The 25,694-nt window shown below is 51.0% G+C and carries 22 protein-coding genes; 20 read left to right on the forward strand and 2 right to left on the reverse strand.

Annotated features, from left to right (window positions below):
- Positions 1 to 40 precede the first annotated feature (40 nt).
- The 20 genes from MWH26_RS02670 to MWH26_RS02765 all read left to right on the forward strand — a co-directional run bounded on the left by MWH26_RS02670 (position 41) and on the right by MWH26_RS02765 (position 23,515).
- Positions 41 to 772: a glycosyltransferase family 2 protein gene (locus tag MWH26_RS02670; RefSeq protein WP_244695099.1), complete on the forward strand. Its 732-nt coding sequence runs from the start codon at positions 41 to 43 to the stop codon at positions 770 to 772.
- A gap of 56 nt (positions 773 to 828) precedes the next feature.
- Complete coding sequence (locus tag MWH26_RS02675; protein ID WP_247975937.1) at positions 829 to 2,166, forward strand: UDP-glucose dehydrogenase family protein; 1,338 nt, start codon at positions 829 to 831, stop codon at positions 2,164 to 2,166.
- Between the two features lie 45 nt (positions 2,167 to 2,211).
- Positions 2,212 to 3,198 (forward strand): UDP-glucuronic acid decarboxylase family protein, encoded by a 987-nt coding sequence (locus tag MWH26_RS02680; RefSeq protein ID WP_244695101.1) that lies wholly within the window; start codon positions 2,212 to 2,214, stop codon positions 3,196 to 3,198.
- A gap of 17 nt (positions 3,199 to 3,215) precedes the next feature.
- Positions 3,216 to 3,623, forward strand: coding sequence for a sugar 3,4-ketoisomerase (locus tag MWH26_RS02685; protein WP_247975938.1), 408 nt, complete (start codon positions 3,216 to 3,218; stop codon positions 3,621 to 3,623).
- On the forward strand, positions 3,608 to 4,555 hold the full coding sequence (locus tag MWH26_RS02690) for a hypothetical protein (RefSeq protein WP_247975939.1): 948 nt from the start codon (positions 3,608 to 3,610) through the stop codon (positions 4,553 to 4,555). Before MWH26_RS02685 ends, MWH26_RS02690 begins: the two co-directional genes overlap by 16 nt.
- A gap of 163 nt (positions 4,556 to 4,718) precedes the next feature.
- The gene (locus tag MWH26_RS02695) at positions 4,719 to 5,666 is read left to right on the forward strand and encodes a glycosyltransferase family 2 protein (protein WP_247975940.1); all 948 of its coding nucleotides are present in this window, start codon (positions 4,719 to 4,721) and stop codon (positions 5,664 to 5,666) included.
- Between the two features lie 36 nt (positions 5,667 to 5,702).
- The gene (locus tag MWH26_RS02700; RefSeq protein ID WP_247975941.1) at positions 5,703 to 7,208 is read left to right on the forward strand and encodes a glycosyltransferase family 39 protein; all 1,506 of its coding nucleotides are present in this window, start codon (positions 5,703 to 5,705) and stop codon (positions 7,206 to 7,208) included.
- A gap of 184 nt (positions 7,209 to 7,392) precedes the next feature.
- Positions 7,393 to 8,379: a glycosyltransferase family 8 protein gene (locus tag MWH26_RS02705; protein WP_247975942.1), complete on the forward strand. Its 987-nt coding sequence runs from the start codon at positions 7,393 to 7,395 to the stop codon at positions 8,377 to 8,379.
- A 239-nt stretch (positions 8,380 to 8,618) separates the two neighbouring features.
- Positions 8,619 to 9,575, forward strand: coding sequence for a glycosyltransferase family 8 protein (locus MWH26_RS02710; protein WP_247975943.1), 957 nt, complete (start codon positions 8,619 to 8,621; stop codon positions 9,573 to 9,575).
- A gap of 150 nt (positions 9,576 to 9,725) precedes the next feature.
- Positions 9,726 to 10,829: a DegT/DnrJ/EryC1/StrS family aminotransferase gene (locus tag MWH26_RS02715; RefSeq protein WP_247975944.1), complete on the forward strand. Its 1,104-nt coding sequence runs from the start codon at positions 9,726 to 9,728 to the stop codon at positions 10,827 to 10,829.
- Between the two features lie 45 nt (positions 10,830 to 10,874).
- The gene (locus MWH26_RS02720; RefSeq protein WP_247975945.1) at positions 10,875 to 11,801 is read left to right on the forward strand and encodes a glycosyltransferase; all 927 of its coding nucleotides are present in this window, start codon (positions 10,875 to 10,877) and stop codon (positions 11,799 to 11,801) included.
- Positions 11,802 to 12,094: 293 nt separating this feature from the next.
- Positions 12,095 to 13,057, forward strand: coding sequence for a glycosyltransferase family 8 protein (locus MWH26_RS02725; RefSeq protein WP_244695116.1), 963 nt, complete (start codon positions 12,095 to 12,097; stop codon positions 13,055 to 13,057).
- 857 nt (positions 13,058 to 13,914) lie between these two features.
- Positions 13,915 to 15,408 carry an ABC transporter ATP-binding protein gene (locus MWH26_RS02730; RefSeq protein ID WP_247975946.1) on the forward strand — a complete coding sequence of 498 codons (1,494 nt, stop codon included), beginning with the start codon at positions 13,915 to 13,917 and terminating at the stop codon, positions 15,406 to 15,408.
- 67 nt (positions 15,409 to 15,475) lie between these two features.
- Positions 15,476 to 16,675, forward strand: a complete 1,200-nt coding sequence (locus MWH26_RS02735; protein ID WP_247975947.1) for a glycosyltransferase family 4 protein — start codon at positions 15,476 to 15,478, stop codon at positions 16,673 to 16,675.
- A 275-nt stretch (positions 16,676 to 16,950) separates the two neighbouring features.
- Positions 16,951 to 17,985 (forward strand): glycosyltransferase family 4 protein, encoded by a 1,035-nt coding sequence (locus MWH26_RS02740; protein WP_247975948.1) that lies wholly within the window; start codon positions 16,951 to 16,953, stop codon positions 17,983 to 17,985.
- A gap of 12 nt (positions 17,986 to 17,997) precedes the next feature.
- Positions 17,998 to 18,897 carry a glycosyltransferase family 2 protein gene (locus tag MWH26_RS02745; protein WP_244695121.1) on the forward strand — a complete coding sequence of 300 codons (900 nt, stop codon included), beginning with the start codon at positions 17,998 to 18,000 and terminating at the stop codon, positions 18,895 to 18,897.
- A gap of 50 nt (positions 18,898 to 18,947) precedes the next feature.
- Positions 18,948 to 19,853, forward strand: a complete 906-nt coding sequence (locus tag MWH26_RS02750; protein WP_247975949.1) for a glycosyltransferase family 2 protein — start codon at positions 18,948 to 18,950, stop codon at positions 19,851 to 19,853.
- Positions 19,854 to 19,968: 115 nt separating this feature from the next.
- On the forward strand, positions 19,969 to 21,063 hold the full coding sequence (locus MWH26_RS02755; protein ID WP_247975950.1) for a glycosyltransferase family 61 protein: 1,095 nt from the start codon (positions 19,969 to 19,971) through the stop codon (positions 21,061 to 21,063).
- Between the two features lie 46 nt (positions 21,064 to 21,109).
- On the forward strand, positions 21,110 to 22,348 hold the full coding sequence (locus MWH26_RS02760; RefSeq protein WP_247975951.1) for a glycosyltransferase: 1,239 nt from the start codon (positions 21,110 to 21,112) through the stop codon (positions 22,346 to 22,348).
- A gap of 27 nt (positions 22,349 to 22,375) precedes the next feature.
- Complete coding sequence (locus MWH26_RS02765) at positions 22,376 to 23,515, forward strand: glycosyltransferase family 4 protein (protein ID WP_247975952.1); 1,140 nt, start codon at positions 22,376 to 22,378, stop codon at positions 23,513 to 23,515.
- On the opposite strand, the gene rffA is transcribed toward MWH26_RS02765, so the two are convergent.
- Both rffA and MWH26_RS02775 read right to left on the reverse strand, forming a co-directional pair.
- Positions 23,516 to 24,685 carry a dTDP-4-amino-4,6-dideoxygalactose transaminase gene (gene rffA / locus MWH26_RS02770; RefSeq protein WP_247975953.1) on the reverse strand — a complete coding sequence of 390 codons (1,170 nt, stop codon included), beginning with the start codon at positions 24,683 to 24,685 and terminating at the stop codon, positions 23,516 to 23,518.
- Entirely contained in the window at positions 24,682 to 25,617 is a 936-nt protein-coding gene (locus MWH26_RS02775; RefSeq protein ID WP_247975954.1) for a glycosyltransferase family 2 protein, read from the reverse strand. Before MWH26_RS02775 ends, rffA begins: the two co-directional genes overlap by 4 nt.
- Positions 25,618 to 25,694 lie beyond the last annotated feature (77 nt).

Below are 25,694 nucleotides of genomic sequence, written 5' to 3' on the forward strand. Positions count from 1 at the left end.
GCGTTATTGTATCGCACTACGTTTCTCCTTGTTTCTGAGTATGGCTCCAACAGTCCCCGCGCGTAAGCTTTCCATCATCATTCCGGCCTACAACGAGGGAGCAACTATCCACCTTATTCTGGACCAGATTAAGCAGGTGCAATTGTTGGGAGGCTTTACCAAAGAAGTGCTGATTGTAAACGACTGCTCCCGGGATAACACAGAAGAAGCGGTTCAGCGCTACGTAGCTAGCAACCCAGAGCTGGCAATACAGTATTATAAGCACGACGTAAATCAGGGAAAAGGCGCGGCTTTGCATACCGGCATTCGAAAAGCCACCGGTGACTACATCATCATCCAAGACGCTGACTTGGAGTATGATCCGGAGGAATACAACGTCCTACTGCGTCCCGTGCTACGGGGCGTGGCAGATGTGGTGTATGGCTCCCGCTTTATTGGCGGTAAGCCGCACCGGATTCTATTCTTTTGGCACAGCATCGGCAACCACTGGCTAACTATGCTCAGCAATGCCTTCTCCAACCTGAACCTAACCGATATGGAGACCTGCTACAAGCTCTTCCGGCGCGATATTGTACAGGGACTTCAACTGGAAGAAAAGCGCTTCGGCTTCGAGCCGGAAGTAACCATCAAAATGGCGCGGGTGCCCAATGTGCGCATCTACGAAGTAGGCATCAGCTACTACGGCCGGACCTACGCCGAAGGTAAAAAAATAGGGTGGCGCGACGGGTTTCGTGCCATCTACTGCATTCTCAAGTACGGCCTGTTTGCGTAACCCTACACGCCCTCTCATCACAGTAGCATTCTAAAATTTACATACCTCTTCTTCATATGAAAATCGCAGTAGTAGGCACCGGCTATGTCGGCCTTGTAACAGGCACTTGTTTTGCCGAGGTAGGCATCGATGTGACATGCATCGACATTGATCAGCGCAAGATTGACAACCTGCACAAAGGTATTTTGCCCATCTATGAGCCGGGCCTGGAAGAAATGGTGTCGCGCAATGTGGCTGCAGGCCGCCTGCACTTCTCCACTAACATCAGCGAGGCCATCAAAGGCTGCGATGTGGCCTTTATTGCGGTAGGCACGCCTCCTGGCGAAGATGGTTCGGCTGACTTGAAGTACGTACTGGCCGTGGCTCGCAGCATCGGTGAAAACATGAACAGCTACGGCGTTATCGTGACCAAGAGTACGGTGCCGGTTGGCACGGCTGCCAAGGTGCGCAAGGAAATTGAAGATGCCTTAGCTAAGCGCGGCGAAAACATCGAATTTGATGTTGCTTCTAATCCCGAATTCCTAAAAGAAGGTGCTGCTATTGACGACTTCCTCAAGCCTGACCGCATTGTAGTAGGAGTTTCGTCGGAGCGGGCTGAGGAGGTAATGAGCCGCCTGTACAAGCCCTTCTTGCTTAATGGTCATCCCATTATCTTCATGGATATTCCGTCGGCTGAAATGACGAAATATGCGGCCAACTCCATGCTGGCTACCAAAATTTCGTTCATGAACGACATCGCCAACCTGTGCGAAATCATGGGCGCTGACGTGAACATGGTCCGCAAGGGTATTGGCTCTGATGCCCGAATTGGCACCAAATTCATCTACCCTGGTATCGGCTATGGTGGTTCTTGCTTCCCTAAGGACGTAAAAGCTCTGATTAAAACCGCCGCAGAAAATGGCTACCAAATGCAAGTGCTGCAAGCCGTAGAAGGTGTCAACGAAGCCCAAAAGGAGGTACTGTTTAATAAGGTAAAAAACCACTTCGGCGGCGACCTGAACGGAAAGAAAATAGCCATTTGGGGCTTGTCGTTTAAGCCCAAAACGGACGACATGCGCGAAGCACCTTCCTTGGTAATCATCGACAAGTTGCTAGCTGAGGGCTGCACAGTTACAGCTTATGACCCAGTAGCTATGGAAGAGGCCAAGCACTCCCTCGGCGACCGGATAACTTACGCCAAGGACCAAATGGAGGCCTTGATTGATGCCGACGCTCTGCTCGTGGTTACGGAGTGGCCTGAGTTCCGCGTGCCAAACTTCGATGTAATGAGCCGCTTGCTGAAACAGAAGGTTATCTTCGACGGACGCAACATTTACGATGCCGCTGAACTGCGGGCTGCTGGTTACGCTTACCATTGCATCGGCATCAAAACGGCTCACCACGAGCCCGCTTAATCTGCGGATAAGCATCTTTTTTTACCTCGGTTACTTCTTACTTACATGTCAGATAAGAAACGCGTATTAATCACCGGCGGGGCAGGCTTTCTAGGCTCCCACCTCTGCGACCGGTTCTTGGCGGAAGGCTACCACGTCATTGCCATGGATAACCTCGTGACGGGTGATTTAGAAAACATCCAGCATTTGTTTGGCAAAGAGAACTTTGAGTTTCATCATCATGATGTATCAAAGTTTGTATTTGTACCCGGCAAGCTGGATTACATTCTGCACTTCGCCTCACCTGCTTCGCCCATTGACTACCTTAAGATTCCCATTCAGACGCTGAAGGTGGGCTCACTAGGCACCCATAACCTGTTGGGCTTAGCCCGTGTAAAGGGTGCCCGGATGCTAATTGCCAGCACCTCGGAAGTGTACGGCGACCCAGAAATTCACCCCCAGGTTGAAGAATACTTCGGTAACGTAAACCCCGTGGGACCCCGCGGTTGCTATGATGAAGCCAAGCGCTTCCAGGAGGCCATCACCATGGCTTATCATAACCACCATGGCCTGGAGACCCGCATTGTGCGCATCTTCAACACCTATGGCCCGCGCATGCGCCTCAACGACGGTCGCGTATTGCCGGCTTTCCTCTCGCAGGCCCTGCGTGGCGAGAACCTAACGGTATTCGGCGATGGTTCGCAAACCCGCTCGTTCTGCTACGTGGATGATCTAGTAGATGGCATCTACCGTCTGCTGCTGAGCGACTATCACTTGCCTGTGAACATTGGCAACCCGTCGGAAATCACCATTAAGGAGTTCGGCGAGGAAATTGCCCGCCTTACTGGCGTGGAGTTCAAGCCCGATTACCGGCCTCTGCCGGAAAACGACCCTATGAAGCGCCGGCCTGACATCACCAAAGCCAAAGAGGTGCTGGGCTGGGAGCCGAAGGTAGACCGTGCGGAAGGGTTGCGTCGTACTTTAGAGTACTTCCGGGAGCATGTGCCCGGTGTGATTACTGGTCAGGTAAATAACACCCCACGCACGTTCTAGAGCCTTCCCCGACGTTTATGCAGAAGCCACATCTAATTGAGTTTCCAAAGCTGGGTGCCTCCGATATCGGCTACATTTCCGTTGGGGAAGCTAACGGGCTTATTCCGTTCCCAATAGAACGTACTTTCTGGACTTACTTTACACCTGAGAATATTGTACGAGGCCGTCATGCACACCATGCGACCGAACAGGTACTTATTGCAGTAGCTGGGCGGATTATTGTCACGACGGAAATGCCCGACGGCGAAGTGCAAACTTTTGTGCTAGAGTCGCCACATGTAGGCGTGTACATTCCCCCCAATGCTTGGCACACTATGCAGTACTCACATACCGCCGTACAAGTAGTATTTGCCTCTACCTCTTACCAAGAGCATGATTATATCCGCCAATACGAAGACTTTAAGCGGATATGGGGCCACAAGTAAGGGTCGACCTAATAGCGGCCCGGGCTGATAAGCTCTTCTTCTATTCGCCTTACAATTTCCTGCGCAAGCTTGATGTAGATACGCAGCAGCGGCTGTTCGGTACCGGTTTAGCCGAGCAGTACGCTACTGACGCGTCGCATCGTATTTTCGAATTTGAACATCAGGGAGTTACTGTTCAATTTTTGTACGCCTATCTGGCCTGGGACAGTGCATTTTTCAAAGCGGAGATATATAAGGTATTTACAGCTCTTTTTACTAATACTGTTTCAGCTGCGGTTTTAGCTGTCGCCGGGCATGCGTTTCGCCAACACCTTCGACAGCAAGGAGCCGCCTACTGTTTTGCTGAACTGCCCGCTGAAGATACCCGTGTCGCTCAGGCACTGGGCGACACGGGCTGGCGCTTGATAGAAACTCGATTGTTGTTCTTTCACGATGAAGTAGCCTCTTTTAATCAGCCCCGCTATCCCGTTCGCGTGGCCCGGCCTGAGGAAGCCGCTGCCATAGGTCAAATTTCGGCAGCGGCCCGCAATGAATACGACCGCTTTCACGCTGACCGGTGGTTCGGTGATGAGTTAGGTGACCAGTTTCTGGCGCGTTATGCTTCGGCTTCCGTCGAAGGTTATTGCGACGCCGTGTTGGTACCGAATGAGGCCGGTTTGCCCCTCGATTCCTTCTTAGCTATCAGCGATCTGCAGGCACATGGCCAGCAACTCAACACTGGTTTGTCACGTGTAGTGCTCACCGCCGTAGGCCCCTCTAACCGGGGCTGGCACCTGAAGCTGGTGTCGGAAACTGTGCAGCGGGCTCGACAAAAGGAAGTGGAGTACGTTTTGATGACTACTCAGGTCACCAATCGGGCTGTGTTTCGCACTAGCGAGAAACTTGGCTTTAAACTTGGGGGCTCAAGCTGTGTTTTGGCTTGCTCTTTTTAACAATAATCTAGCTTATTGTTAGCAGGAAATGTGACGTCGCTGTTATGTCTTATATTATTCTTTGTGCTATGTACAAATTATTCACTAGCTCAATAAGTACATCCGTCTTTCTTACCGTCATTATTCATCTGTTTTAGCCAACATACGGCCACTAAAAAAGCTCATGCCCAAGTTGTCAGTAATCATCCCTTGTTATTATAATGAGGCAAATGTGCCCGTTACGGTCAAAGAGTTAATCGACAATGAAGTCCGTTTTCCAACTGGGGTAGAATTTGAATACATATTCGTGGATGATGGTTCGGGCGACCAGACGCTACAGGCTTTGATAGCGGCTCACGATCAATATCCTGACCGCATACGAGTGATAAAATTAGCTGGCAACGTTGGTTCTTACAACGCTATTGTTGCCGGTATTGCTCATGCTACTGGCGATTGTTTATCTGTAATTACTGCCGATATGCAGGATCCACCTGAGTTAATGGTACAGATGTATGACTATTGGCAAAAGGGTTTCAAACTGGTGATAGGTAACCGACAAGACCGAGAGGAAACTGGCTTTTCCAAGTGGTTTGCTCAAGCCTTTCATTGGCTGATGAAGCGATTAGCCTTAAGCAATATTCCAGACGGCGGGTTTGATTTTGTATTCTTTGATCGGCAAGTAGCCGACGAGGTTACTAAGATGCATGAACGCAATAGCAATGTGTTCTACCTCATGATTTGGTTAGGGTTCGCATACGTTAACATTCCGTATGTGCGTCGCAAACGCCAAATAGGAACTTCACGGTGGACTATTTCAAAAAAAATAAAGCTGTTAATTGATTCACTGCTTTCTTTTTCCTTTTTTCCAATACGTGCTATTTCTGTAACTGGTTTAGGGCTAGGAGTTATTGCTCTAATCTATGGTATATACATTATAGGATTAAAAATATTGGATCCTCAAGGCCCGCAAGGTTGGACCACATTAATGGTGGTTGTGCTATTTATATCTGCCTTTCAAATGGTCGCGCTAGGTATAATAGGTGAATATGTGTGGCGCTCTATGGATGCTGCCCGTAGTCGCCCCTTGTATGTTGTCAGTGAAATTTATGGTTTCACAAAGAGTAAATCTTAAGTATTGCTTTATAAGATAATGATTGGTTTTATAGACATGAAAAAAATAACGACTTTGTTGCTGCTTGATTCTGTCAAGAAAAAAATACAGCTAATTCCGTTTTCGAAAGCATTTTTGTTTTGCTGTCTTATAAAAATAATAATTTCTTTCTTTGTTTATGGAACTAATATGTATTTTGGAGATGGGAAATACTTTCTTATAGAAGGTGATACACTGTCTTATACAGAGCCAATCGACAACTTATTAAAATATGGAAACTATGTAGGTGATAAGAAACTTATTGACTCTTATGCAGGCCGTATGCCTGCAGTTGGAGCTGTTTATTTGTGTTTTAGGTTGTTTTTGAATCCCTTGCACTCAATGGTTGCATACTGTTTAGCTCAGTATTTGTGCTCATTTGTTAGTATGTATCTGGTTGGTAAAATTATGTTAAGGCTAGATTACGGAAAATATTATGCTTTCATTGCTATGATGCTTTTTGCTTTGAGTACCTTTTTGTTAAAATATGACGTAGTTGTTTTGGGTGAAAGTTTTGCGGTAATCACAGTATTGTCAAGCTTTTATTTTATATGCAAAGTATTAAATAATCGACGATTAACATATGTTTTTTTTATAGGTGTCACGTTAGCAATAGCTGTATTTTTTAGGCCTTTTTTGGTTTTGATTTTCCCAGCAGTAGGTTTTTATCTTATCTGGCATTTCCATACTCTTGGAGAAGATGTCAAGCGTATTTTGCTTATGTTATCAATCTTTTCTTTGCCTTTTATCATTTTAGATTCACTTTGGGTAGCGCGAAACTGGCCAATATATAAAAGGATCATACCGTTGCAGTCCACTGTATGGGCTGGATATGATACAAAGGAAAGCTATAAATCATTAGTGGGTCTCTGTACCTCGCTTGGCTACGAAGCTGCCTTTTGGGAGAGAAATTCTGCGATGGATTGGTTCGTAGGTTATAGCTCACCTAACCCTAAATTCGTTTGGAGTCAAAACGATTTCACTCGTTTGTATAATATGGATACTTTGCAGGTTATAAAAGAAACGTATAGAAATTTACCTCTTCCGTCTAAACAAAATCGAATCCAACACCGTCAAGATTCTATGTTAGTTAATAGAATTAATGCTTACAAGGACTCTTATAAAGAAGAAAAACCAGTCAGATACCATATTATCAATAGAATTAAGATACTTTATATTCTTGTATTTAAGAATGCTGTTGCAGTTATTTTTACTAGATCATTTAGTGACCTGCCTATGATTCATAGAATTTTTAAAGTACTCTCATACATATTCTATGTGTTGACAGTAGGGTTAGGTTTTATTTCTGTTTTATTCATTTGGAAACATGATAAGAAAAAAAATATACTTGTAAAAATCGTGCCGCTGTATACAATAATTATTATAGGTATTGTGTTTCAGCAACCTGAGCAAAGGTATTTTGCTGTAGCTTACCCATTCATGTTAATAAATTTTGCCATTACTTTAAAGTATATTGGTGTGTACTTCAAAAATCATGGTTTTGTAAATATATATAATATATAGTAAATACTGCGCAGTAAGCCGTAATCTTAAATTTTTGGCGAATATCGACTATCAGTGCAAGAAAATTGATTTTATTATGATTTGGTTGTGATATATAAATACCTGATATCATAGATAAAATTTATAGTCCGGATTAATTCTTGCATATTAGGTTACTTAGACAGTGTGCACAGCTTCGTAATTCATGTCAACCAGTTCTACCGTAATTCACATTGCCATAGCTTTTGATGAGGTGTATGTGAACCCCGTTTTTGTATTGCTAACTTCTATCTTCCTGAACAATCGGGACTGCCAGGTGCAGGTGCACGCCATTGCCACCGATGTACCGCAAGCTGCAAAGACGCGCATGGTAGAGTATGCCCGGCAGCAGGGGGGCGATATGCACTTTTACGTGATTAGTCCGGAGGTAACGCAGGGCTTTCCGGTGCCTGGGCCCGATGAGCCGGAGGCCTACATTACAATGGCGGCGTACTACCGCCTGTTCTTTCCGCGCTTAGTGCCTCAGGATATCAAGCATCTGTTGTATCTAGATATTGATATGCTGGTAGTTGGCAGCTTGGCGGAAATGTATCAGGCTGACTTAGGTGACACTGCGGTTGGCGCTGTGATGGAAGCCGAAGTGCCGTTACGCTCCGAAATAGGAATGCGCAGCCTGGAGGACTACTTCAACTCGGGTATGCTGCTAATGAATTTGCCGCCGTGGCGTGCTCAGCGCATTTCCGAGCGTGCCATTGAGGTCATTGTACGCACGCCTAAAGATGTTCTGCAATATCACGACCAGGATGCGCTGAACGTTGTCTTTCAGGGCCGCTGGCACCGGCTGGACTGCCGCTACAACCTGATGAAGGCCTACATTCCCCATGACCTGGCCAAGCGCGACTACCGCCGGTTCCTAGCCGACAAGGTCATCATCCATTACAATGGCCGCAACAAACCCTGGCACCGTGCCTGCATAAACCGCCTGCGCTTCCTGTATCCGTACTACCTGCGCAGGTCGCCGGTAGCCCGTTTTGGCCAGTATATGTCCAAGCCTCCTACCCGTGAGGCGCTTAAGCAGCTGTTTCATAGCCGTATTATGGAAACCTACTTCAACTATCCGGAGGTAGGGCAGTTATGGCGCCGGGTTAAAAGACGGCGCACGAGAGATAATAACACTGGCTTGGTAAACTAGCCTGGGCAAGGGGCTAGCTCAGCAGTGTCGCGTGCCGATTGAAATTTGACACAAGAAATTAATATGGCTTTTATAATATAAGCAACAAACTGGCTGTCTGCGGGTTAAATGGCGAATGGTTCTGCTTTACAAGCAGAACCATTCGCCATTTTTTGGTTCCGAGCTTGGGGGCACTATATACGTTCTGGTTTTTCAGGCCGTTACTAAAGTGATTTTGTTTACTCAAAACTGCTTTGCACATGGAACAGCAGAAACCAACCGTACACTTGGCCATTGCCTTTGATGAAGGGTACATCACGCCAGTTTATGTGTTGTTAACCTCCATCTTCCATCATAACGCTGGTCAGCAGATAGAGCTGCATGCCATTGCTTCCGACGTGCCCGTCGCCGATAAGGAAGCTATAGCCGCGTATGTTCGCCAGCAAGGCGCACAACTCCATTACTACGAGCTTGACGCCGACACCACCAGGAATTTTCCCGTGCCCGATAAGAGCGAAGCATGGCTTACTCTGGCCACGTACTATCGCCTTTTCTTCGCCCAGTTGGCGCCCCCGGATGTTGAGCGCCTGTTGTATCTGGATATTGATTCGCTGGTAGTTGGCGACCTAACCGAAGTTTACCAAGCCGACATTGGTTCTGCCGTAATAGGAGCCGTGATGGAAGCTGAGATGCCCTTACGCACAGAGTTGGGTATATACCGGCTCGAAGACTACTTCAACGCGGGCATCCTGCTGATAAATCTGCCCCAGTGGCGGGAGCAACGCACCACCGCGCAGATAATGAAAATTATTGCTGCGCACCCGGAAAAACTGGAGTACTGTGACCAGGATGCGCTAAATATGCATTTCCAGGGCCGCTGGCACCGGCTGGACTGCCGCTACAACCTGATGAAGGCCTACATTCCCCATGACCTGGCCAAGCGCGACTACCGCCGGTTCCTAGCCGACAAGGTCATCATCCATTACAATGGCCGCAACAAACCCTGGCACCGTGCCTGTGAGAATAAGCTGAGATTCTTATACCTTGAATATTTGCGTCAATCACCCCGGGCAAAGCAAGCGCAGTTCGTGCCTAAGCCCATGACACGGCTAGAAATGAAAAAGCTTCTGTGTAGCCGCGTGTTGGAAACCTACTTTAACTATCCAGAAGTGGGAAGGGTGTGGCGTCGGGTGAAAGGTGCTTTAGGCAAAGAGTAGAGGGAACATATCAAGAAGACAGCGTGCGGATGAATAATAGTAGGATGGCAGGGGCAGCAAGCACCCTGTTATGACCTCAGTGGGCTCTAAAATGATACTGGAGAACATTCCCTAATTTTGGGGCATCGATATTTTCTTCCAATACGTGGTATGACGGTTCCTTTTCTCTCTTTCGCTCCTCAGCATGAACCCATTCGTGAGGAAGTTATGGCCGCTTTGGGTCAGGTGTATGATGCACAATGGTATGTACTTGGTCAGCACGTGCGCGACTTTGAGGCGGCGTATAGCACCTTTTCAGGCTCACGGTACAGTATAGGCGTCGCTAATGGACTTGATGCTTTGCACCTGTCGTTGGTAGCACTGGGTATTGGGCCTGGCGATGAGGTAATCGTACCATCCAACACATACATTGCCACCTGGTTAGCTATTTCCTACGTAGGCGCAACTCCCGTACCGGTGGAGCCCGATCCGGCAACATATAATATTGATCCGGGCCGGATAGAAGCTGCCATTACGCCGCGCACGAAGGCCATCATGCCCGTACACCTATATGGTCAAGCCTGCGAGATGACGGCTATTATGGAAATTGCCGGCCGACACAACCTATTTGTGGTAGAAGATAACGCGCAGTCTCAGGGCGCTACGGCTGATGGAGGTGTCACGGGTAGCTTTGGCCATGCCAATGGCACTAGCTTTTACCCGGGCAAAAACCTGGGTGCGTTAGGAGATGCCGGAGCCGTAACGACCAATGATGAGGCGCTAGCTAAGAAAATTCAGACGTTGCGCAATTATGGCTCGCAGCAGAAGTATTACAACGAGGTAATTGGCTACAACTCACGGCTGGACGAATTGCACGCCGCTGTGTTACAGGTAAAACTGCAGTACCTGCCCGAATGGACACGCCAGCGTCAGCAGGTAGCACGCTGGTACGATGAACACCTGCAAGGCATTGGCGATTTGCAGCTTCCCGTGACGGTAGAAGGTAGCACCCACGTCTACCATCTGTATGTAGTGCGCACAACTCAGCGAGACGCGCTTCAGCAGCACCTCACCAGCGCAGGAATCGGGACCCTCATTCACTACCCCGTGCCTCCGCATATGCAGCAGGCATACGCCCACATGGGTATTATGAAGGGAGCTTATCCTATTGCGGAGGACCTGGCAAATACTAGCTTAAGTCTGCCCATGTGGCCTGGTATGACTGAAGAGCACGTTGCTGCCGTAGTAAAAGGTATGCAAACCTACTTCAGATAAATGGATGCTAAAGTGGCACAAGATAGTTCGCAAACTGTTGGTAGCGTGATTCAAGAAGCTTCTGTAGTAACGGTAGGTGTTCTTTCGTACAACAATGCATCGTATCTGCGCGAGACGCTAGAGAGCATCCGGCGGCAGACCTACCCGAATGTCGAGGTGCTCATCGTGGATGATGCTTCCACCGACGACTCCGCGGCCGTGGCCCGGGCCTGGCTGGCGGAGCATCCGCAGGTACGGGGCCGGCTCATTGAACATCCGACCAACCGCGGCATCTGCCCGGCCTGCAACACGCTGGTGACCCAGGCCCAGGGGGAGTTCATCTGCCTTATCGGCTCGGACGACGTGTATCTGCCCGACAAGCTGGCCGTGCAGGTGCCCTTGCTGCTCAACGCCCCGCCCGAGGTAGGAGTAATTACCAGCGCCATCGAGTTTATGGACAGTGAAGGCAATACCATTCCTCAGCCGGATGATTTTGCTATTCCGCATCCCGAAGAAGTGTACGTGACCTTGCTTAACTCTTGCGTCATTGCGGCCATGAGTACATTGGTGCGGCGTTCTTGCTATGAGAGGGTTGGCCTTTATGATGAAAGCTTGCCCTTCGAGGACTGGGATATGTGGTTGCGCATAGCTAGGGAATACAAGTTTTTATATTCTCCTAAAGTTAGTGCTCGGTATCGTCGGCATGCTAATGCCGTGTTTAATTCGCGCCGCCGTCAAATGGAGGAAGGCTCCTTGATGCTCCTAAACAAAAATAGGGGAGTAAGCTCAGAGGCTGACGCTGCTATTATTCGTCAGACGCATTTGCGTTCGGAGCTGCTCTACCAGATTGGTAGCCCGCAGGCGGCGCACTGGCTACGGGTGCGGTGGCAGGATGACCGTTCACTCACGAGCTGGGTATTGTATATGTGCGCCCGGCTGGGTATACCGGGTAGCGCCGTGATGAAGGCGCAGCACCTACTTGGGCGCCGCTGATTCGTAATGACTGTTGCAATATTAAACGGGCCAAGGCTATTCTATCCATTCGAGTAAATTACAAGACGATGAGCATGCGACTCAAAGGATAATTTACCCAAGCTCTACTATAAGTTTGCACAGACCCATCATACGCTACTAAATTGCAGAGCCAAAGGTGGACCTAAGGCTACCCGGGATAGACTTTACTTTCTGCCTGCAAGATGCACTTGCTTTACTGTTTCAGTTTAAAAACTAATAACAGAAAGTTAAAAGACTAATTATAAATAAAGTTCTTACTCGCTTTTTCAAGCATGTCCACCTCTTCTATTATCCATTTAGGCTTTTGTTTCGATAAGGGTTATCTTCCACCCTTTTACGTGCTTTTAGCTTCCGTATTTCATCATAACCGTGCTCATAGCATTGTGATACACGCTATTGCTACAGGCATAACGGAAGCTGATAAGGATGCATTAGTACAATATGTGGAGGGAAATGGAGGTAGAATCTTTTTCTATGTCGTAGAGCCCTCCTTAGTGCAAGACTTTGTGCTACCAGATCATGCGGGTAGCTATTTTACCGAGACAATTTTTTATCGTCTATTTTTTGCCAAGCTTGTACCTGCCTCGGTCGAAACCATTATTTATATGGATATCGATACGATAGTTGTAGGAGACCTAGGCAGCCTATCCAGTCTAGATATAGGTGGGCACCCTCTAGCAGCCGTAGCCGACGATTGGATGCCTATTCGTAAAGAGCTAGGAATCACTCAGGAAGGTCAGTATTTTAATTCAGGAGTGACGCTTATTAATATTCCTAAATGGAACCAGAAGCGAGTAACCGAACGCACGACGGAAGTCATTATGACCTATCCCGAGCGAATTAAGCAATTCCCTGATCAAGATGCTCTGAATATGGTGTTGCTCAACGACTGGTATAAGTTGGATGTGGGTTATAATTTAACAGGGGTACATTGTCCTTCAACAAACGATAAGACTATATTGGAAGATTACTTAAGGGACAAGGTGATAATTCACTTCAGTGGACCTAAGCCCTGGAACATGCTCACTGACTGTAACCATGTCTATCGATATAAGTGGTTCGAGTACTATGAGATGTCTCCGGTCAAATCATTTATTAAATATTTTGATGTCAAATTCTCTAAAAGCTTTATTAAAACGTTTATTTATAAGCATGCACTTAAAGCCTATTTAAATAGGCCATATCTAGGTAAGATAAAACGCGCCATTGTGCCTAAATTAAACGGCAACCCCTAAAGTGCTATTTATAGAGACTAACGCTGCTCTACCAAATCGGCAGTCCGCAGGCGGCGCACTGGCTACGGGTACGGTGGCAGGATGACCGTTCACTCACGAGCTGGGTATTGTATATGTGCGCCCGGCTGGGTATACCGGGTAGCGCCGTGATGAAGGCGCAGCACCTGCTTGGGCGCCGCTGATTTATACCACTTGTCTATTCTTCTATCTGGAGCGAGTTCACGTCCAGATTTACACCGCAGCCGACTTGTACAAATGCAGGTCGGCTGCGGTGTAAGTACGGCATCCAGCATCAGCAAAAATGCAACCTAGCAGAGCAAGCCAGCGCACCGCCCGGAGCTTTTCTGGTCTGAGTTAGATGCTGCGCTGCTGCAAGATGGAAAGGTTGATTACTAAGTAGTTTAAACGGAACGAATGGTAGTAGTCACTACTGCGTAATTGAGTAATAACCAAATTGCTGACCAGAATATCTCAAGCATTTATCCCGTACCTTTGCAGCCTTAATCAATGGCGTATAGAAACGAATGCGGTGCAAGTCGCTCGTTTCTAGGCGCTTTCCATCAAGTTTCCAGCTTAAAATGCTAACAGGTAACATAGTAGCAGAATCCATCAAAAGTATTCTGCGGTATCTGTCGCCGGCGGAGAAGAAACAGGCAACAGTTATGTTCCTGCTACAGATATTTGCTTCTTTCCTGGATGTATTTGGGTTAGCCTCGCTCATTCCGGTGGTTACCCTGGCCTCGCGACCGGGAGCAGTGCAGGAGCATAAGTGGTCTGCCTTCCTATATAAAAGCTTGGGCTTTCAATCGGAAACTGCATTCTTCGTGTCTGCCGTCTTAGCAATATTTGTGTTTTTCTTGGCTAAGAATTTGTTTATCAGCTGGATAAACTACAAGCAGGTTCGATTTACGGCTAAGGTTGCTCTTAAAATTATTGATAGCCAGTACGTAAAATACATTGGTCTTCCTTTCTGGAAGTTTCAAGAAATCGGCACGTTTGAAGTAGTGAACGAAGTATTGACTGTCCCCAATGCCTATTTGAACGGGATAATACGGCAGGTATTCGTCGTGCTTTCCGAAATAATTATCGTGTTGATTGTGGTGCTGGGCATCTTGTTCTACCAGCCCATGCTGTTCGTAATTCTGGCCGTTACTCTGGTTCCGGCTACCGTAATCACCTACAAAGTCCTGCGTAACCGGGCTCAGCAGCTAGGCCACGAGCGGGATTTGCAGGCACCGAAAGCGTACGGCATTGTAAGCGACACCTTTGCCGGCTATGTCGAGCTAAAGCTAGCTCATAAGCTGCAACTGTTCCGCCAGCGAATCAACACCAATCAGGCACTGATGCAAAGCCTGGATGCCAAGGCGTACGTATACGGGCTGCTGCCCGTGCGCATCATTGAGATGGTGTCCATCCTGGCCGTTATCACTATTATTCTGTACGCGCTGCTTATTACCGGTGACACGGCCAGCCTGGTAACTATTGTGGGCTTGTTTGCCGCCGCCGCCTATAAGCTGATGCCCTCCGTGAATCGGATTCTGGCCAGTATGGTCACTATGAAGCAGCACTTGTACACGCTGGAGGCCCTGCAAGCGTATGAGGAGTCGCAATGGCAGGAGCATAAGGTAAAGCAAGTTCCTGCTATTAGCTTTCACCACCAGGTGGAGTTTAATAACCTCAGCTTTGCCTTCCCAGGAAGTGATACCCCAGTGTTGCGGGGAGTAAGCTTTACCGTTCGTAAAGGAGAGAAAATAGGATTTATCGGCAGCTCCGGATCTGGTAAAACCACGCTGATGAACTTGCTGCTACGTTTTTACAGCCAGCAGACAGGAGAAATCCTAGTTGATGGTGTACCGCTACAGTTGGAGAATACAGAAGCCTGGCACCGGCTGGTAGGTTACGTGAAGCAGGATACTTTCCTTATGCAGGCCTCTTTGCAGGACAATATCACCCTCGGAGAAACCAACCCTGATCCGCAACGGCTACAGTACGCGCTGGAGCAAGCCTCCCTGGCCGATTTTGTGTCTTCGCTGCCGGAAGGGCTGAATACAGTATCAGGAGAGCGGGGGGCTCGTTTGTCGGGTGGTCAGCGCCAGCGCATCGGTATTGCCCGAGCTCTATATAAGCAGACGCAGATTCTGGTGATGGACGAAGCCACTAGCGCGTTGGATACCCAAACAGAAAGAGAAGTCAGCGAAGCCATCAACAAGCTTTCGGCCACGGACATTACCATCTTCATCATTGCGCACCGGATTACTACCCTGCGTCAATGCGACCGAATTTACGAGCTGAAAGACGGACGCATTGTTGCTGTGCATACGTACGACGAGCTAATTGCCCGGCACGTATAAAGCTACAGGCTAGCACTCACCGGCTGGCCACGTAGCGGCATGAGATGTCAATAGTAGTACAAGCGCAATGAGAATTCTAATTTCTACATGGTCGTTGCAGGTAGGCGGGGGCGAAGTGCTGGCCATGAACCTGGCGGCAGAACTGCAGCGCCGGGGGCATGAAGTATATGTTTTCAATCAGCGGGCTGAGCTGATTGATCATGACTTGGTAGCTCGCTTGTTACCCCCGCAAGTGAAGGTTCTTTCGATGGCTGATAACCCGAAAAGCACGTTCTGGGCCTACAAGATAAATGCCCTGCAAGGTCTGCTGGGCCGGCCGGCAACCTTCTACAACCAGCGGCAGCAAGCGTACTTGGTCGAGTGCCTGCTGCGGTACAAGATTGATGTAGTTAGCAGCCACGCTACCGTCTCGGATGACATTTGTGCCCCCGTTGTTGAACGCCTCGGCCTACCCCTGGTTATTACCGAGCACGGCGAATACACCAAGTTTCTGCAGGAAGGTCGTCGGGACTTTTTGCCGGTACTTCAGGTAGCAAAGCGAATTCTGGCTGTATCTGACTACTGCCGCCACAAACTGGAACGGGCATTCCCGAGCCTACCCCCCGTGCAGACAGTGTACAATGGCGTTATTACGGAAGCTCATGCTGCCGAGACAACTCGTCGTGCGCTGGCTATTCCGGCCGAAGCATTTGTATTCGGCATGGTGGCGCGGGGGATTGAGGACAAAGGCTGGCGGTACGCCGTACAAGCGTTTCAGCAGGTGAAAGCCGCTCTGCCAGCTCGCGCCCTGCGGTTGGTGTTGGTGGGAGGCAGTCCCTACCTGAAAACGCTGGCCGACGAGTACGCGACGGACCCAGATATTATCTTTACCGGACAAGTGCCTAACCCGGATTTCTACGTGGCAGGCTTTGATGTGGGGCTGTTGCCCACCTATTTCCGCGCAGAGGCGTTGCCACTGGCTATCATCGAGTACATGGTGAGCGGCAAACCCTCCATTGCTACCCGCGTCGGTGGTATTCCGGAACTGCTGGAGCCCAGCGCGGGGCACACGGGGCAGCTGGTGGATATAGAAGCCGAAACCTACACTCCCAAGCTACGCATGCTTACGGAGGCTATGGTCCGGTACTGCACCGAGCCAGTCCTGTACGCAGCTCACGCGGCGCACTGCCGACAGGCCAGCCAAGAGTTTTCCATGGCCGCCTGCGCCGAGCACTACGAACAGGCCTTTAGCGCCGCTTTACATTCTACTGTTAATTCTGCTACATAATGAAGGTGCTATTTACAACCTTCTGCTTGGAGAAGGCCGGCTCTCATATAGTAGCCCTAACGCTTGCTTCCGGAATTGCGCAACGGCATGAGGCTTTTTTCTTTAATCAAGGCGAACAGCTAGTCGACCAGGGCATGGTCGACCGGTACCTGTCGCCAAAGGTGAAGCTAGTGGACATGAACAGCTATCCATTGGTAAATAAGCTGGCCTGGAAGTTAAACGGCTTGTTGCAGCGGCTTACTGGGTACGCTGGCTTTCACGAGGCTTGCAAAACGATGATGTTCTTATACACCATCGTGCGCCACAAGATTGAGGTGGTGCATAGCCATGAAATCCTAACCAAACAGTCGCGCCTCAATGCCGTGCTACGATTTCTGTCCGTGCCCATTGTTGTTACAGATCATAGTGGGTACACAATGCTTCGTAAAGTGCAGGACGTCTCGTTTATTCCCTACGCCAATAAAGCCCGAGCAATTATTGCCGTCTCGGAGTACGCAGCGAAAGCTCTGCTTTATGGCGACCAAAGCGGGGTATCTGAGCAGGCGCGGGCGCTGGGCCAGAAAATCATTGCCTCCGATTATCATACGGAAGCCGAAACGTTAAAGCACAAAGAGCTAGCTACTGGTCAGGATGAGCCGCTGACCGTACCGGTCGCCACAATTTACAATGGGGTGTTACGGCACCAAGGTACGTTGCCGCCGCCTGAGGTAATTCACCAGGAACTAGGCATTGCCCCGGGGAGCTTTGTGTTTGGAATGGGAGGCCGGGGAACTGAGCAGAAGGGGTGGCACTATGCCTTGGCGGCGTACCAGCAGCTAAAGCAGCGGCACCCAACCCGTAAGTTTGCCTGGCTGTGCATGGGGGAAGGCCCGTGTCTGACGGCTATGCAGCATGAGCTGGGAGATACTGCCCCCGATATCATATTTCTGGGCAATGTGCAGAACCCCCACTACTACATGTCGGCCTGCCGGGTAGGGCTGGTACCCTCCAGCTTTAACGAGGGGCTACCCCTAACGATTGTAGAGTTTTTCGAGCACCGGGTGCCCGTTATCGCCAGCGACCTGTGCGGTATTCCGGAGGTAATAGTTCCGGCCAACCACGAGCCGGGCGGCCTGCTGATTGAAATGGAAGAAGACCTGACTCCCCGGATTGCCAGCCTGCTGAAGAATATGGAGGCCTACGTTACCCAGCCTGAGCTGTGGGAAGAGCACGCCCAGGCCGCCCTCTCGATTCGTAAAATGTTTGACGTAGAGGAGTTCGTGCAGGCCCATGAGCAGTTATACACCAAGGTGCTGTTTTCTTCGAAGTAACCACTCAGAGTAATGCAGGTTTCCATTATCATCATCAACTACAATACCTTTCAGCTTACTAGCGAGGCGGTTGAATCCATTATCAAGCACACGCACGGCGTTAGCTACGAAATTATTGTAGTAGATAATGCCTCCACTGAGTGCGACCCTGGCCTGTTTGAGCAACGTTTTCCCTCTATTAAGCTGGTGCGCAACCCCAATAACTCGGGCTTTGCTAAAGGCAACAACTTGGGTATTCAACACTCTGTTGGGGAAACCATTCTGCTCTTTAACAGTGACGCGGCCTGCCTGAACGATGCCCTGACGCTGACGTACCAGGAGTTGGCAGCGAATAAGACAGTAGGCCTAACCACAGCTAGATTGGAATATCCTGACGGCCGCGTGCAGCACTCCTGCGGACGTTTCCCGTCTATTAATCTGCAGCTGGTTGAATTGCTGCGGCTGCAGAAATTTATGTCGGCAGAACAGCGCGGCAATATTTTGCAGGGTGCTTTCTTTACCTACGACAAACCGCTCTACCCCGACTGGGTATGGGGCACTTACTTCCACATCAAGCGGGAGGTGATTGAGAAAATGCCCGGCCAGCAGCTCGCCGATGACTTCTTCATGTACGCCGAGGATCTGCAGTGGAGCTACACCGTGCGCAAGCTGGGGTATACTATCAAATACGTGCCCGAAGCGCGGGTAATGCACCATTTCTCGCAAAGCACCAAAAAGGAAAAGCGGCTGAATCAGGGCAATATGATTCTGCAGAACGAAGACATTTTCCTGAACCGCGAGTATGGCTGGGCTACTACCAAAGTGTACTACCTGGCTAAAATGGCTAATTTTTTGCTAATGCGCGGCAACTCTGAGCACCGGCAGCACATGTTGCAGCAGTATGGTAAGCTGCTGCGCGGCAAAGCCCTTTGATTTTTGCGGCTTTCTGCTGCCCGCCTTTCACTTTTCTTTTCAGTATCAGTATGTCCGTGGACACTTTCGTCTCCTCATCGCCTTTTTTCACCATTGTAGTTCCCTGCTACAACCGGGCTGACATTGTGCTGGATACCGTGAACTCCGTTCTCAAACAGGAGTATCAGAATTTTGAGCTAGTGCTGGTGGATGATGGAAGTAAGGACAATACCAGGGAGGTAGTAGCTACGGTCACCGATCCGCGGGTCCGGTACTTCTACAAGGAAAACGGTGAGCGGGGCGCGGCCCGAAACTACGGCGCCCGGCAAGCCCGGGGCTCCTATATTAATTTCTTCGATTCCGACGACGAAATGTACCCAAACCACCTGCTAGTGGTGAAGGAGTTTCTCGACCAGAACGGGCAAGTGGAAGTCGTGCATACCGGGTACGAGCGCCTCGACGGACAAGACCGCGTCATTAGCGAGGTGTATGAGTTCAAGGAAAGTACTAACGAGGTACTGCTACACGACAATCCGCTGGCGTGTAATACGGTGTTCGTGCGGCGCGATATTGCCCTAGCCAATCCGTTTGAGGAAGACCGCCGCCTGGCTTCCGCCGAAGACTGGGAACTGTGGGTGCGCTTAGCTAGCAAATACACTTTTCATCCCATCCGAAGAAAGACGTTCTGCTTGCGCGAGCATGACGGGCGAAGCCTGAATACCATTGCGCCTGAAGCCGTTCGGAGACGGGACGAGCTGTTTGCTGAGTTGATTAAGCGTAACCCAGATTTCGCCCGCCGTTTCCCCAATCGGACCGGGCAGTTTGTCGCCGACCGGTACACCTTTATTTCTTTAACGCTAGCTCTGAGCAAGCAGCACCGTACTGAAACTATGCGCTATCTGTGGAAAGCGGTGCAACAAGACCCAACAGTTTTATGGCGGCGGCGTTTTCTGGCATCGGTCAAGCATCTGCTTTAAATAGCCATCATCCTAGTTTGCCAGTAAAAGAGTACCCGCTTAACTTTTTGTATTGCAGGCCTTGAAAAAGATATTAAAAAAAGTATTTCCTGTTGTATTGCTTAAAAAAGCGCATTTGCAGTATAACATACTGCGCATCAATACAATTGACAGAGTTTTGTTTCCGGAAAAGCAGTTTGCTGATCAGGATTTCGTTATAAAGCGGGATGATTATCCTTTCCGGATAACTCCCGTGCGGAAGGACCACTTGGATGCCCGGCTCCAGCACCAAATTTCACTCTATGAAAACTGGACTCAGGACGAGTACCTATTGGTGTACGACAAGGAGTGCATTATTGAGCCTAAGTACGGCTGGGCCATGTCAGCTGACAAGCAGTTGATTTATCCCTCTTTAGGTTTCAGCCGCGTTTCTTATCTGCCCAAGCCCTCTACTCAGATTCGGAAGATGCAGCTTGACAAGCTACCTGCCCATGAGGTGCTGGTGTCGTTGCGTGATACGGGGGAGGAGAATTACTACCACTTCTACAATGACGTGCTGGCCAAGCTTTTTTTCCTGGAAGAAAAGCTGCAACTGCCGTACGAAACGCCCCTACTTATTGCAGAGGCACTGTACAAAAAATCCTTTTTCCAGTACTTCCTGCAGCATCCATATCTGAAAAACCGTACCTGGGTTATTCAAAAAGAAAACGAGTACATCCGGAGTAAGAAGACTTATTTCTGCAAACCGCTTACCCATACGGCGTCCTACTATGAGCGGATTCGCCAGATGGTACAGCCGCAGGACCTAGCGCCTGCTGGCAGCGGGCAGCGCCGGATCTTTATCACCCGCAGCCCAAAGCGGCTACGCTTCATTGAGAATAGCGCCGAAATAGAAGCTATTTGTCAGGCCGAAGGCTTTGAGGTAGTGGACTTTGATACCATGACGTTAGCTCAACAAGCTCACATGCTGAGCGAATCACGCTACGTATTGGGCATTCACGGTGCTGGTCTGGTGAACATGATGTTTCGGGGGAGCCAACCCATGGGTTTGCTTGAGATATTCCCGCCCGGCGAATATTACCCGTTCCACTACATGCTGATGGCGGCCCAGCATGGCTATCAGTATGATAGCCTGATTGGGGAGCCTAGCCAGAACAAATACTCAGGTGGGTTCTACGTGAAGCCGGAAGAGTTCCGCCAGCGCATGCACGCGCTCCTAACCCAGGTGTAGATTCGCTTTGCTTCCAACAGGCAAACTCAGTTTTTCTTGAAAATCTATGCGTAAGAAGCTGTTAATGGTAATTCCTAACCTAGGGCTGGGAGGCGCTCAACGAGCGTTTCACGACCACAGTGTGGAATTAAGCAAATACTACGACGTCACGGAAGCTGTGTTCGACCTCGACCTTGAAAATCTGTATCCCTCTGGCAACCGTCTGGAGAGCTTACAGGTAACGGGGGGCGGCGGACCTATGCAGAAAGTGTCAAACTTCTTTAAGCGGGTCAGCCAGCTTAAGCAGCTCAAGCAGCGCTTAGGCACTGATATCTGCATTAGCCATCTGGAAGGGGCGGACTATGTGAATTTGCTCAGCAAGGGCCGGGAAAAGGTAATCCTGCTAATTCAGGGTTCCAAGTCGCACGACCGCAACATCAGTGGCCTAACTGGTTGGTTGCGCAAAGGCGTGTTAATGCCTCTGCTCTACAAGCGGGCCGACCGAATTGTGTGCGTCAGCCGGGATATTATTCCCGAAATGGTAGAAGATTACGGCGTAGACCGCCGCAAGCTAAGCGCCATTAATAATTCCTTCGAAGTGGAAAGTGTATGGGAAAAAGCGCAGGAGCCCTTGCCGGCTGCTATGCAGACCGTGTATGCGTCGGCGCCTATTCTGGTTACTTCCGGCCGCTTAGCCATTCAGAAAAACCAGAAGCCCCTGCTGTCTATTTTCGCTGAGCTTCGCAAAACTCAGCCGGCCAAGCTAGTGTTCATCGGCGACGGCGAACTGCGGACTGAGTTAGTGGAACATGCCCGCGGTCTGGGGTTGCGCGTGTACGAAGCCTGGGCTGACGTGCCGTTGACCCCGGACTTTGATGTGTATTTCGTGGGGCTGCAGCACAACCCGTTTCAGTACATTCGTCCAGCTACTGCCTTCGTGTTTCCCTCCGCCTGGGAAGGCTTTCCGCTGGCTCTCGGCGAGGCCATGACCTGTGGGGTGCCGGTAGTAAGCACCGATTGCCCTACCGGCCCTCGCGAAATGCTAGCCCCTGGCTCCGCCACGCCGACGCACCCCATCCGGGCAGCGGAATGGGCTGACTACGGCATTTTGATGCCCATGCTGACTAATGCCGCCACACTGGCAGCGGATGAAACAATGTGGGTCTCAACCCTGCATACCTTATTGGCAGATGCTGCTAAGCGCACGCAACTAGGTGAGGCAGCCCGCCTGCGCTCCAACGATTTTACCCACGCCAATACCTTTCGCCGCTGGCAGAAGCTAATCGACGAGGTACTAGCTGAGTAGGCAGCGTACGTTTAAGGAAAGGTTCTGGTGAAAAAGCCTCTAATTCTTGTAGTAGACAATTCCCGGGCCGTGACGGGGGCACTGAATGCCATGCGGCACGCTACGGGGCCCTTGCGCGAGCAGTTTGCCTTCGAATATGTGGTGCCAACAGGTAGTACGGCCCGCGCCGTGCTAGAGCAGGACGGTTACGTGGTGCACGAGTTGCCTTTCGTGGAAATCAGCCGGCGCAAGGGCGACTTGCTGCGCTACGGGCCCATGCTACTGCTGAATGGTTGGCGCCTATACCGCCTGGCCCGGCAGCGGAGTGCTCAGGTTATCGATCTGAACGACTTTTATAACCTGACGGGCTACGTAGCTAAGGCGCTGAGCTTGGGGCGCTTGCGGGTAATAACGCACGTGCGCTTTTTGCCCCAAAGCCTGATGCAGCCCCTGGCCCGTACGTGGCGATGGCTGGGCGAGCGGTATGCCGACCGAGTAATATGCGTTTCCGAGGCGGTGCGTCGCTACTTCGGCGGGGCGGCCAACGTGCAGGTGGTATTTGACCCCATTCCGGGGGCGGAGCGCTACCCGGCTCCGGTAGTGCCAGCGTCCCGCCCCGACGATACGGTGCAGCTCCTCTACCTGAGCAACTACATTCAAGGGAAGGGGCAGGATTTCGCTGTCGAGGCGTTCCAAAAAGCGTATGCCCAGGACAACCGGCTACGTCTGAAGTTTGTGGGTGGCGACATGGGCATGGCCAAGAACCGGGAGTTTCGGCAGCAGCTGGAGGCCAGGGTGCAAGAAGCTGGGCTGGTAGAGGTAGTTAGCTTTCAAGGGTTTGTGTCCGACGTGGAGCGGGCCATCAAGGACGCCGATATCCTGCTGAATTTCTCCGAGTCAGAATCGTTTTCCCTTACCTGTCTCGATGCCCTGTACTTTGGCACCCCTCTCATTGTTTCGGACTGCGGTGGCCCGGCGGAGCTGTTTGAAAACGGCCGTTCCGGGTTGCTGGTGCCCAACCGTGACGTAGCGGCCATGACCTTGGCTATTACTTCCCTGGCTGCCGATGCAAAAATGCGGGAACGGTTTGCGGCTGCCGGTCGTGCGTTCGTGCGCAACAAGTTTCAGCCGGCCGCTACCTACAACCGGCTGGGTCAGCTCTACCACGAAGTTCTGGCTAAGGTCTAGCTAGCTGCCAAGGCGGAGGCGGAAGAAAGTCTGCACTGCGCTGATGATGCGGTCCTGCTGCTCATCGGTGAGGTCATGAAACAGGGGTAAGCGTACCAGCGTTTGGGCATAGCGCTCCGCGTGGGGTAGCTGCCGCCCGTCGTGCTGAGTGGCGTAGTAGGGGCTCAGGTGCAGCGGTAGGTAGTGGAATACGGCCAGAATGTGCCGCTGACGCAAGTAGGCTAGCAGCGCGTCCCGGTTCGTTTCATCGGTGCAGAGCAAGACAAACAGGTGCCAGTTCGGTTGGGCGTTAGGCAGCTGAGGCAACAAATCAAAGACACCACTAGCCGCTAATGGGGCAAGGGCTGCCGCGTACCTCTCCCAGAGGTAGCGGCGCCGGGCCTGAATCCTATCAATGGCTTCGAGTTGGGCCCAGAGGTAGGCGGCATTCAGCTCCGAGGCCAGAAAAGAAGAACCCAGGTCAACCCATTCGTAGCGGGCTGCTTCGCCCCGGTAGAATGCCGCCCGGTTGGTGCCTTTCTCCCAAATGATTTCCGCCCGAGCCACAAAGCGCGGGTCGTTGATAGCCAGCATACCGCCTTCACCGGCACTGATGTTTTTGGTTTCGTGGAAGGAGAATGCCGCTAGGTGCCCGAAGGTGCCGAGCGGACGATCCTGAAACCGCGCCTCAATGGCTTGGGCCGCATCTTCTACCACCCAAATACCGTGCTCCTCTGCCAACGCCAGCAGTTCTAGCATATGCTCAGCTGGCTGCCCACCATAGTGTACCAACACAATAACCCGCGTCCGTGGCGTCAGCAACTGCGCCACTTGGCGTACATCCAGGTTGGGATAATCCGGATGGCTATCGGCGAAAACAATGCGGGCTCCGCGCAGCACGAAAGCGTTGGCAGTAGAAGTAAAGGTGTAACTGGGAACAATGACCTCATCGCCGGGCTGCAGGTTCAGCAGCAGCGCGGCCATTTCCAACGCATCGGTGCCGCTGGTGGTGAGCAGGGCCTTGAGTAAGCCGTAGCGCTGCTCCAGAAACCGTTGGCAGCGTTGCGTGAACTCGCCATTGCCCGACAGCTTACCAGCGGCTACTGCCTGGCGGATATACTCCAGTTCGGGCCCGGCCAAATGGGGCCGGTTGAAAGGAATAAAATCGGGGGGGAGGGGAGAGGGAATCATACGGTGCGGTCGGCAACCACGTACAGGGGGCGGGCCCGCACTCCCTCAAAGGTCTTCCCGACGTACAAGCCTACTACCCCCAGGACGGTAATGATAACGCCGCAGAAAAAGCAGAGCGAAACAATGAGGCTGGCGTAGCCCAGTACCACAATCTGCCCCCGTAACGCCCGAATCAGCATCACCAAACCCAGTCCGAATGCTATAAAAGCCAGCACCAGACCAAAATACACGGTCAGCCGCAGGGGCTTGTCGGAATAGGTCAGGATGATGTCGAGGGCGAGTTGCAGGCGGCGCGATAAGGAATACGACGTAGCGCGGCCGCTGTGGCCGTGCGCTACGGGCAGGGAGGTTTGGCGAAAGCCGGCCCAGCGGACCATAGTAGGGAAGTAGCGAGTGCTTTCGCGCAGTTGCAGTACGGTATCAATCAGGCGACGGTGGTACACGCCAAAGTTGCCAACTTCCGCATCCTGGGCTTGGCCCGTCAGGTAGGCCAGCACGGCGTAAAAGGCGCGGGCCCGCCACACGGTAAACGCCGAGTCGGTCCGGCGGCCCCGGCGGGCCAGCACGGCTTCGTAGCCTTCCTGAGCCTTGGCCCACAACCGCGTAATTTCCTCGGGCTGGTCCTGCAGGTCGCAATCCATTACCACCACCCACTCGCCCTGGCACTGCTCCAAGCCGGCTGTAATAGCGTGGTGCTGCCCGAAGTTGCGGGATAAGCGGAGGCCGCGTACGCACGGGGTGCGGGCCGCCTGCCGGCAAATCAGCTCCCAACTGCTATCGGCGCTACCGTCATCGACGAGAATGATTTCGTAGCGAACCGGTAAAGCGGTTAGCGTGTGCTCCAGACGTCTGACCAGCTCGTCCAGCACAGCGCTAGCCTGGTAGACCGGGCTAACAACCGAAAGCAGGGGCAGGGCGGTAGTAAAAGGCATAAGGTAAGCAATGGAGCAAGCCGGCCGAGAAATAAAAGCCACCAAAGATAATAGCTGAATCGTGCGTAGTAAGTACG

Source organism: Hymenobacter sublimis, assembly GCF_023101345.1.
Taxonomy (GTDB): domain Bacteria; phylum Bacteroidota; class Bacteroidia; order Cytophagales; family Hymenobacteraceae; genus Hymenobacter; species Hymenobacter sublimis.

What these genes read in the sequence shown, in the direction of transcription:
- MWH26_RS02670 (WP_244695099.1), top strand. Translation starts at nt 41, where the DNA reads ATGGCTCCAACAGTCCCCGCGCGTAAGCTTTCCATCATCATTCCGGCC.
- MWH26_RS02675 (WP_247975937.1), top strand. Translation starts at nt 829, where the DNA reads ATGAAAATCGCAGTAGTAGGCACCGGCTATGTCGGCCTTGTAACAGGC.
- MWH26_RS02680 (WP_244695101.1), top strand. Translation starts at nt 2,212, where the DNA reads ATGTCAGATAAGAAACGCGTATTAATCACCGGCGGGGCAGGCTTTCTA.
- MWH26_RS02685 (WP_247975938.1), top strand. Translation starts at nt 3,216, where the DNA reads ATGCAGAAGCCACATCTAATTGAGTTTCCAAAGCTGGGTGCCTCCGAT.
- MWH26_RS02690 (WP_247975939.1), top strand. Translation starts at nt 3,608, where the DNA reads ATGGGGCCACAAGTAAGGGTCGACCTAATAGCGGCCCGGGCTGATAAG.
- MWH26_RS02695 (WP_247975940.1), top strand. Translation starts at nt 4,719, where the DNA reads ATGCCCAAGTTGTCAGTAATCATCCCTTGTTATTATAATGAGGCAAAT.
- MWH26_RS02700 (WP_247975941.1), top strand. Translation starts at nt 5,703, where the DNA reads ATGAAAAAAATAACGACTTTGTTGCTGCTTGATTCTGTCAAGAAAAAA.
- MWH26_RS02705 (WP_247975942.1), top strand. Translation starts at nt 7,393, where the DNA reads ATGTCAACCAGTTCTACCGTAATTCACATTGCCATAGCTTTTGATGAG.
- MWH26_RS02710 (WP_247975943.1), top strand. Translation starts at nt 8,619, where the DNA reads ATGGAACAGCAGAAACCAACCGTACACTTGGCCATTGCCTTTGATGAA.
- MWH26_RS02715 (WP_247975944.1), top strand. Translation starts at nt 9,726, where the DNA reads ATGACGGTTCCTTTTCTCTCTTTCGCTCCTCAGCATGAACCCATTCGT.
- MWH26_RS02725 (WP_244695116.1), top strand. Translation starts at nt 12,095, where the DNA reads ATGTCCACCTCTTCTATTATCCATTTAGGCTTTTGTTTCGATAAGGGT.
- MWH26_RS02735 (WP_247975947.1), top strand. Translation starts at nt 15,476, where the DNA reads ATGAGAATTCTAATTTCTACATGGTCGTTGCAGGTAGGCGGGGGCGAA.
- MWH26_RS02740 (WP_247975948.1), top strand. Translation starts at nt 16,951, where the DNA reads ATGATGTTCTTATACACCATCGTGCGCCACAAGATTGAGGTGGTGCAT.
- MWH26_RS02745 (WP_244695121.1), top strand. Translation starts at nt 17,998, where the DNA reads ATGCAGGTTTCCATTATCATCATCAACTACAATACCTTTCAGCTTACT.
- MWH26_RS02750 (WP_247975949.1), top strand. Translation starts at nt 18,948, where the DNA reads ATGTCCGTGGACACTTTCGTCTCCTCATCGCCTTTTTTCACCATTGTA.
- MWH26_RS02760 (WP_247975951.1), top strand. Translation starts at nt 21,110, where the DNA reads ATGCGTAAGAAGCTGTTAATGGTAATTCCTAACCTAGGGCTGGGAGGC.
- rffA (WP_247975953.1), bottom strand. Translation starts at nt 24,685, where the DNA reads ATGATTCCCTCTCCCCTCCCCCCCGATTTTATTCCTTTCAACCGGCCC.
- MWH26_RS02775 (WP_247975954.1), bottom strand. Translation starts at nt 25,617, where the DNA reads ATGCCTTTTACTACCGCCCTGCCCCTGCTTTCGGTTGTTAGCCCGGTC.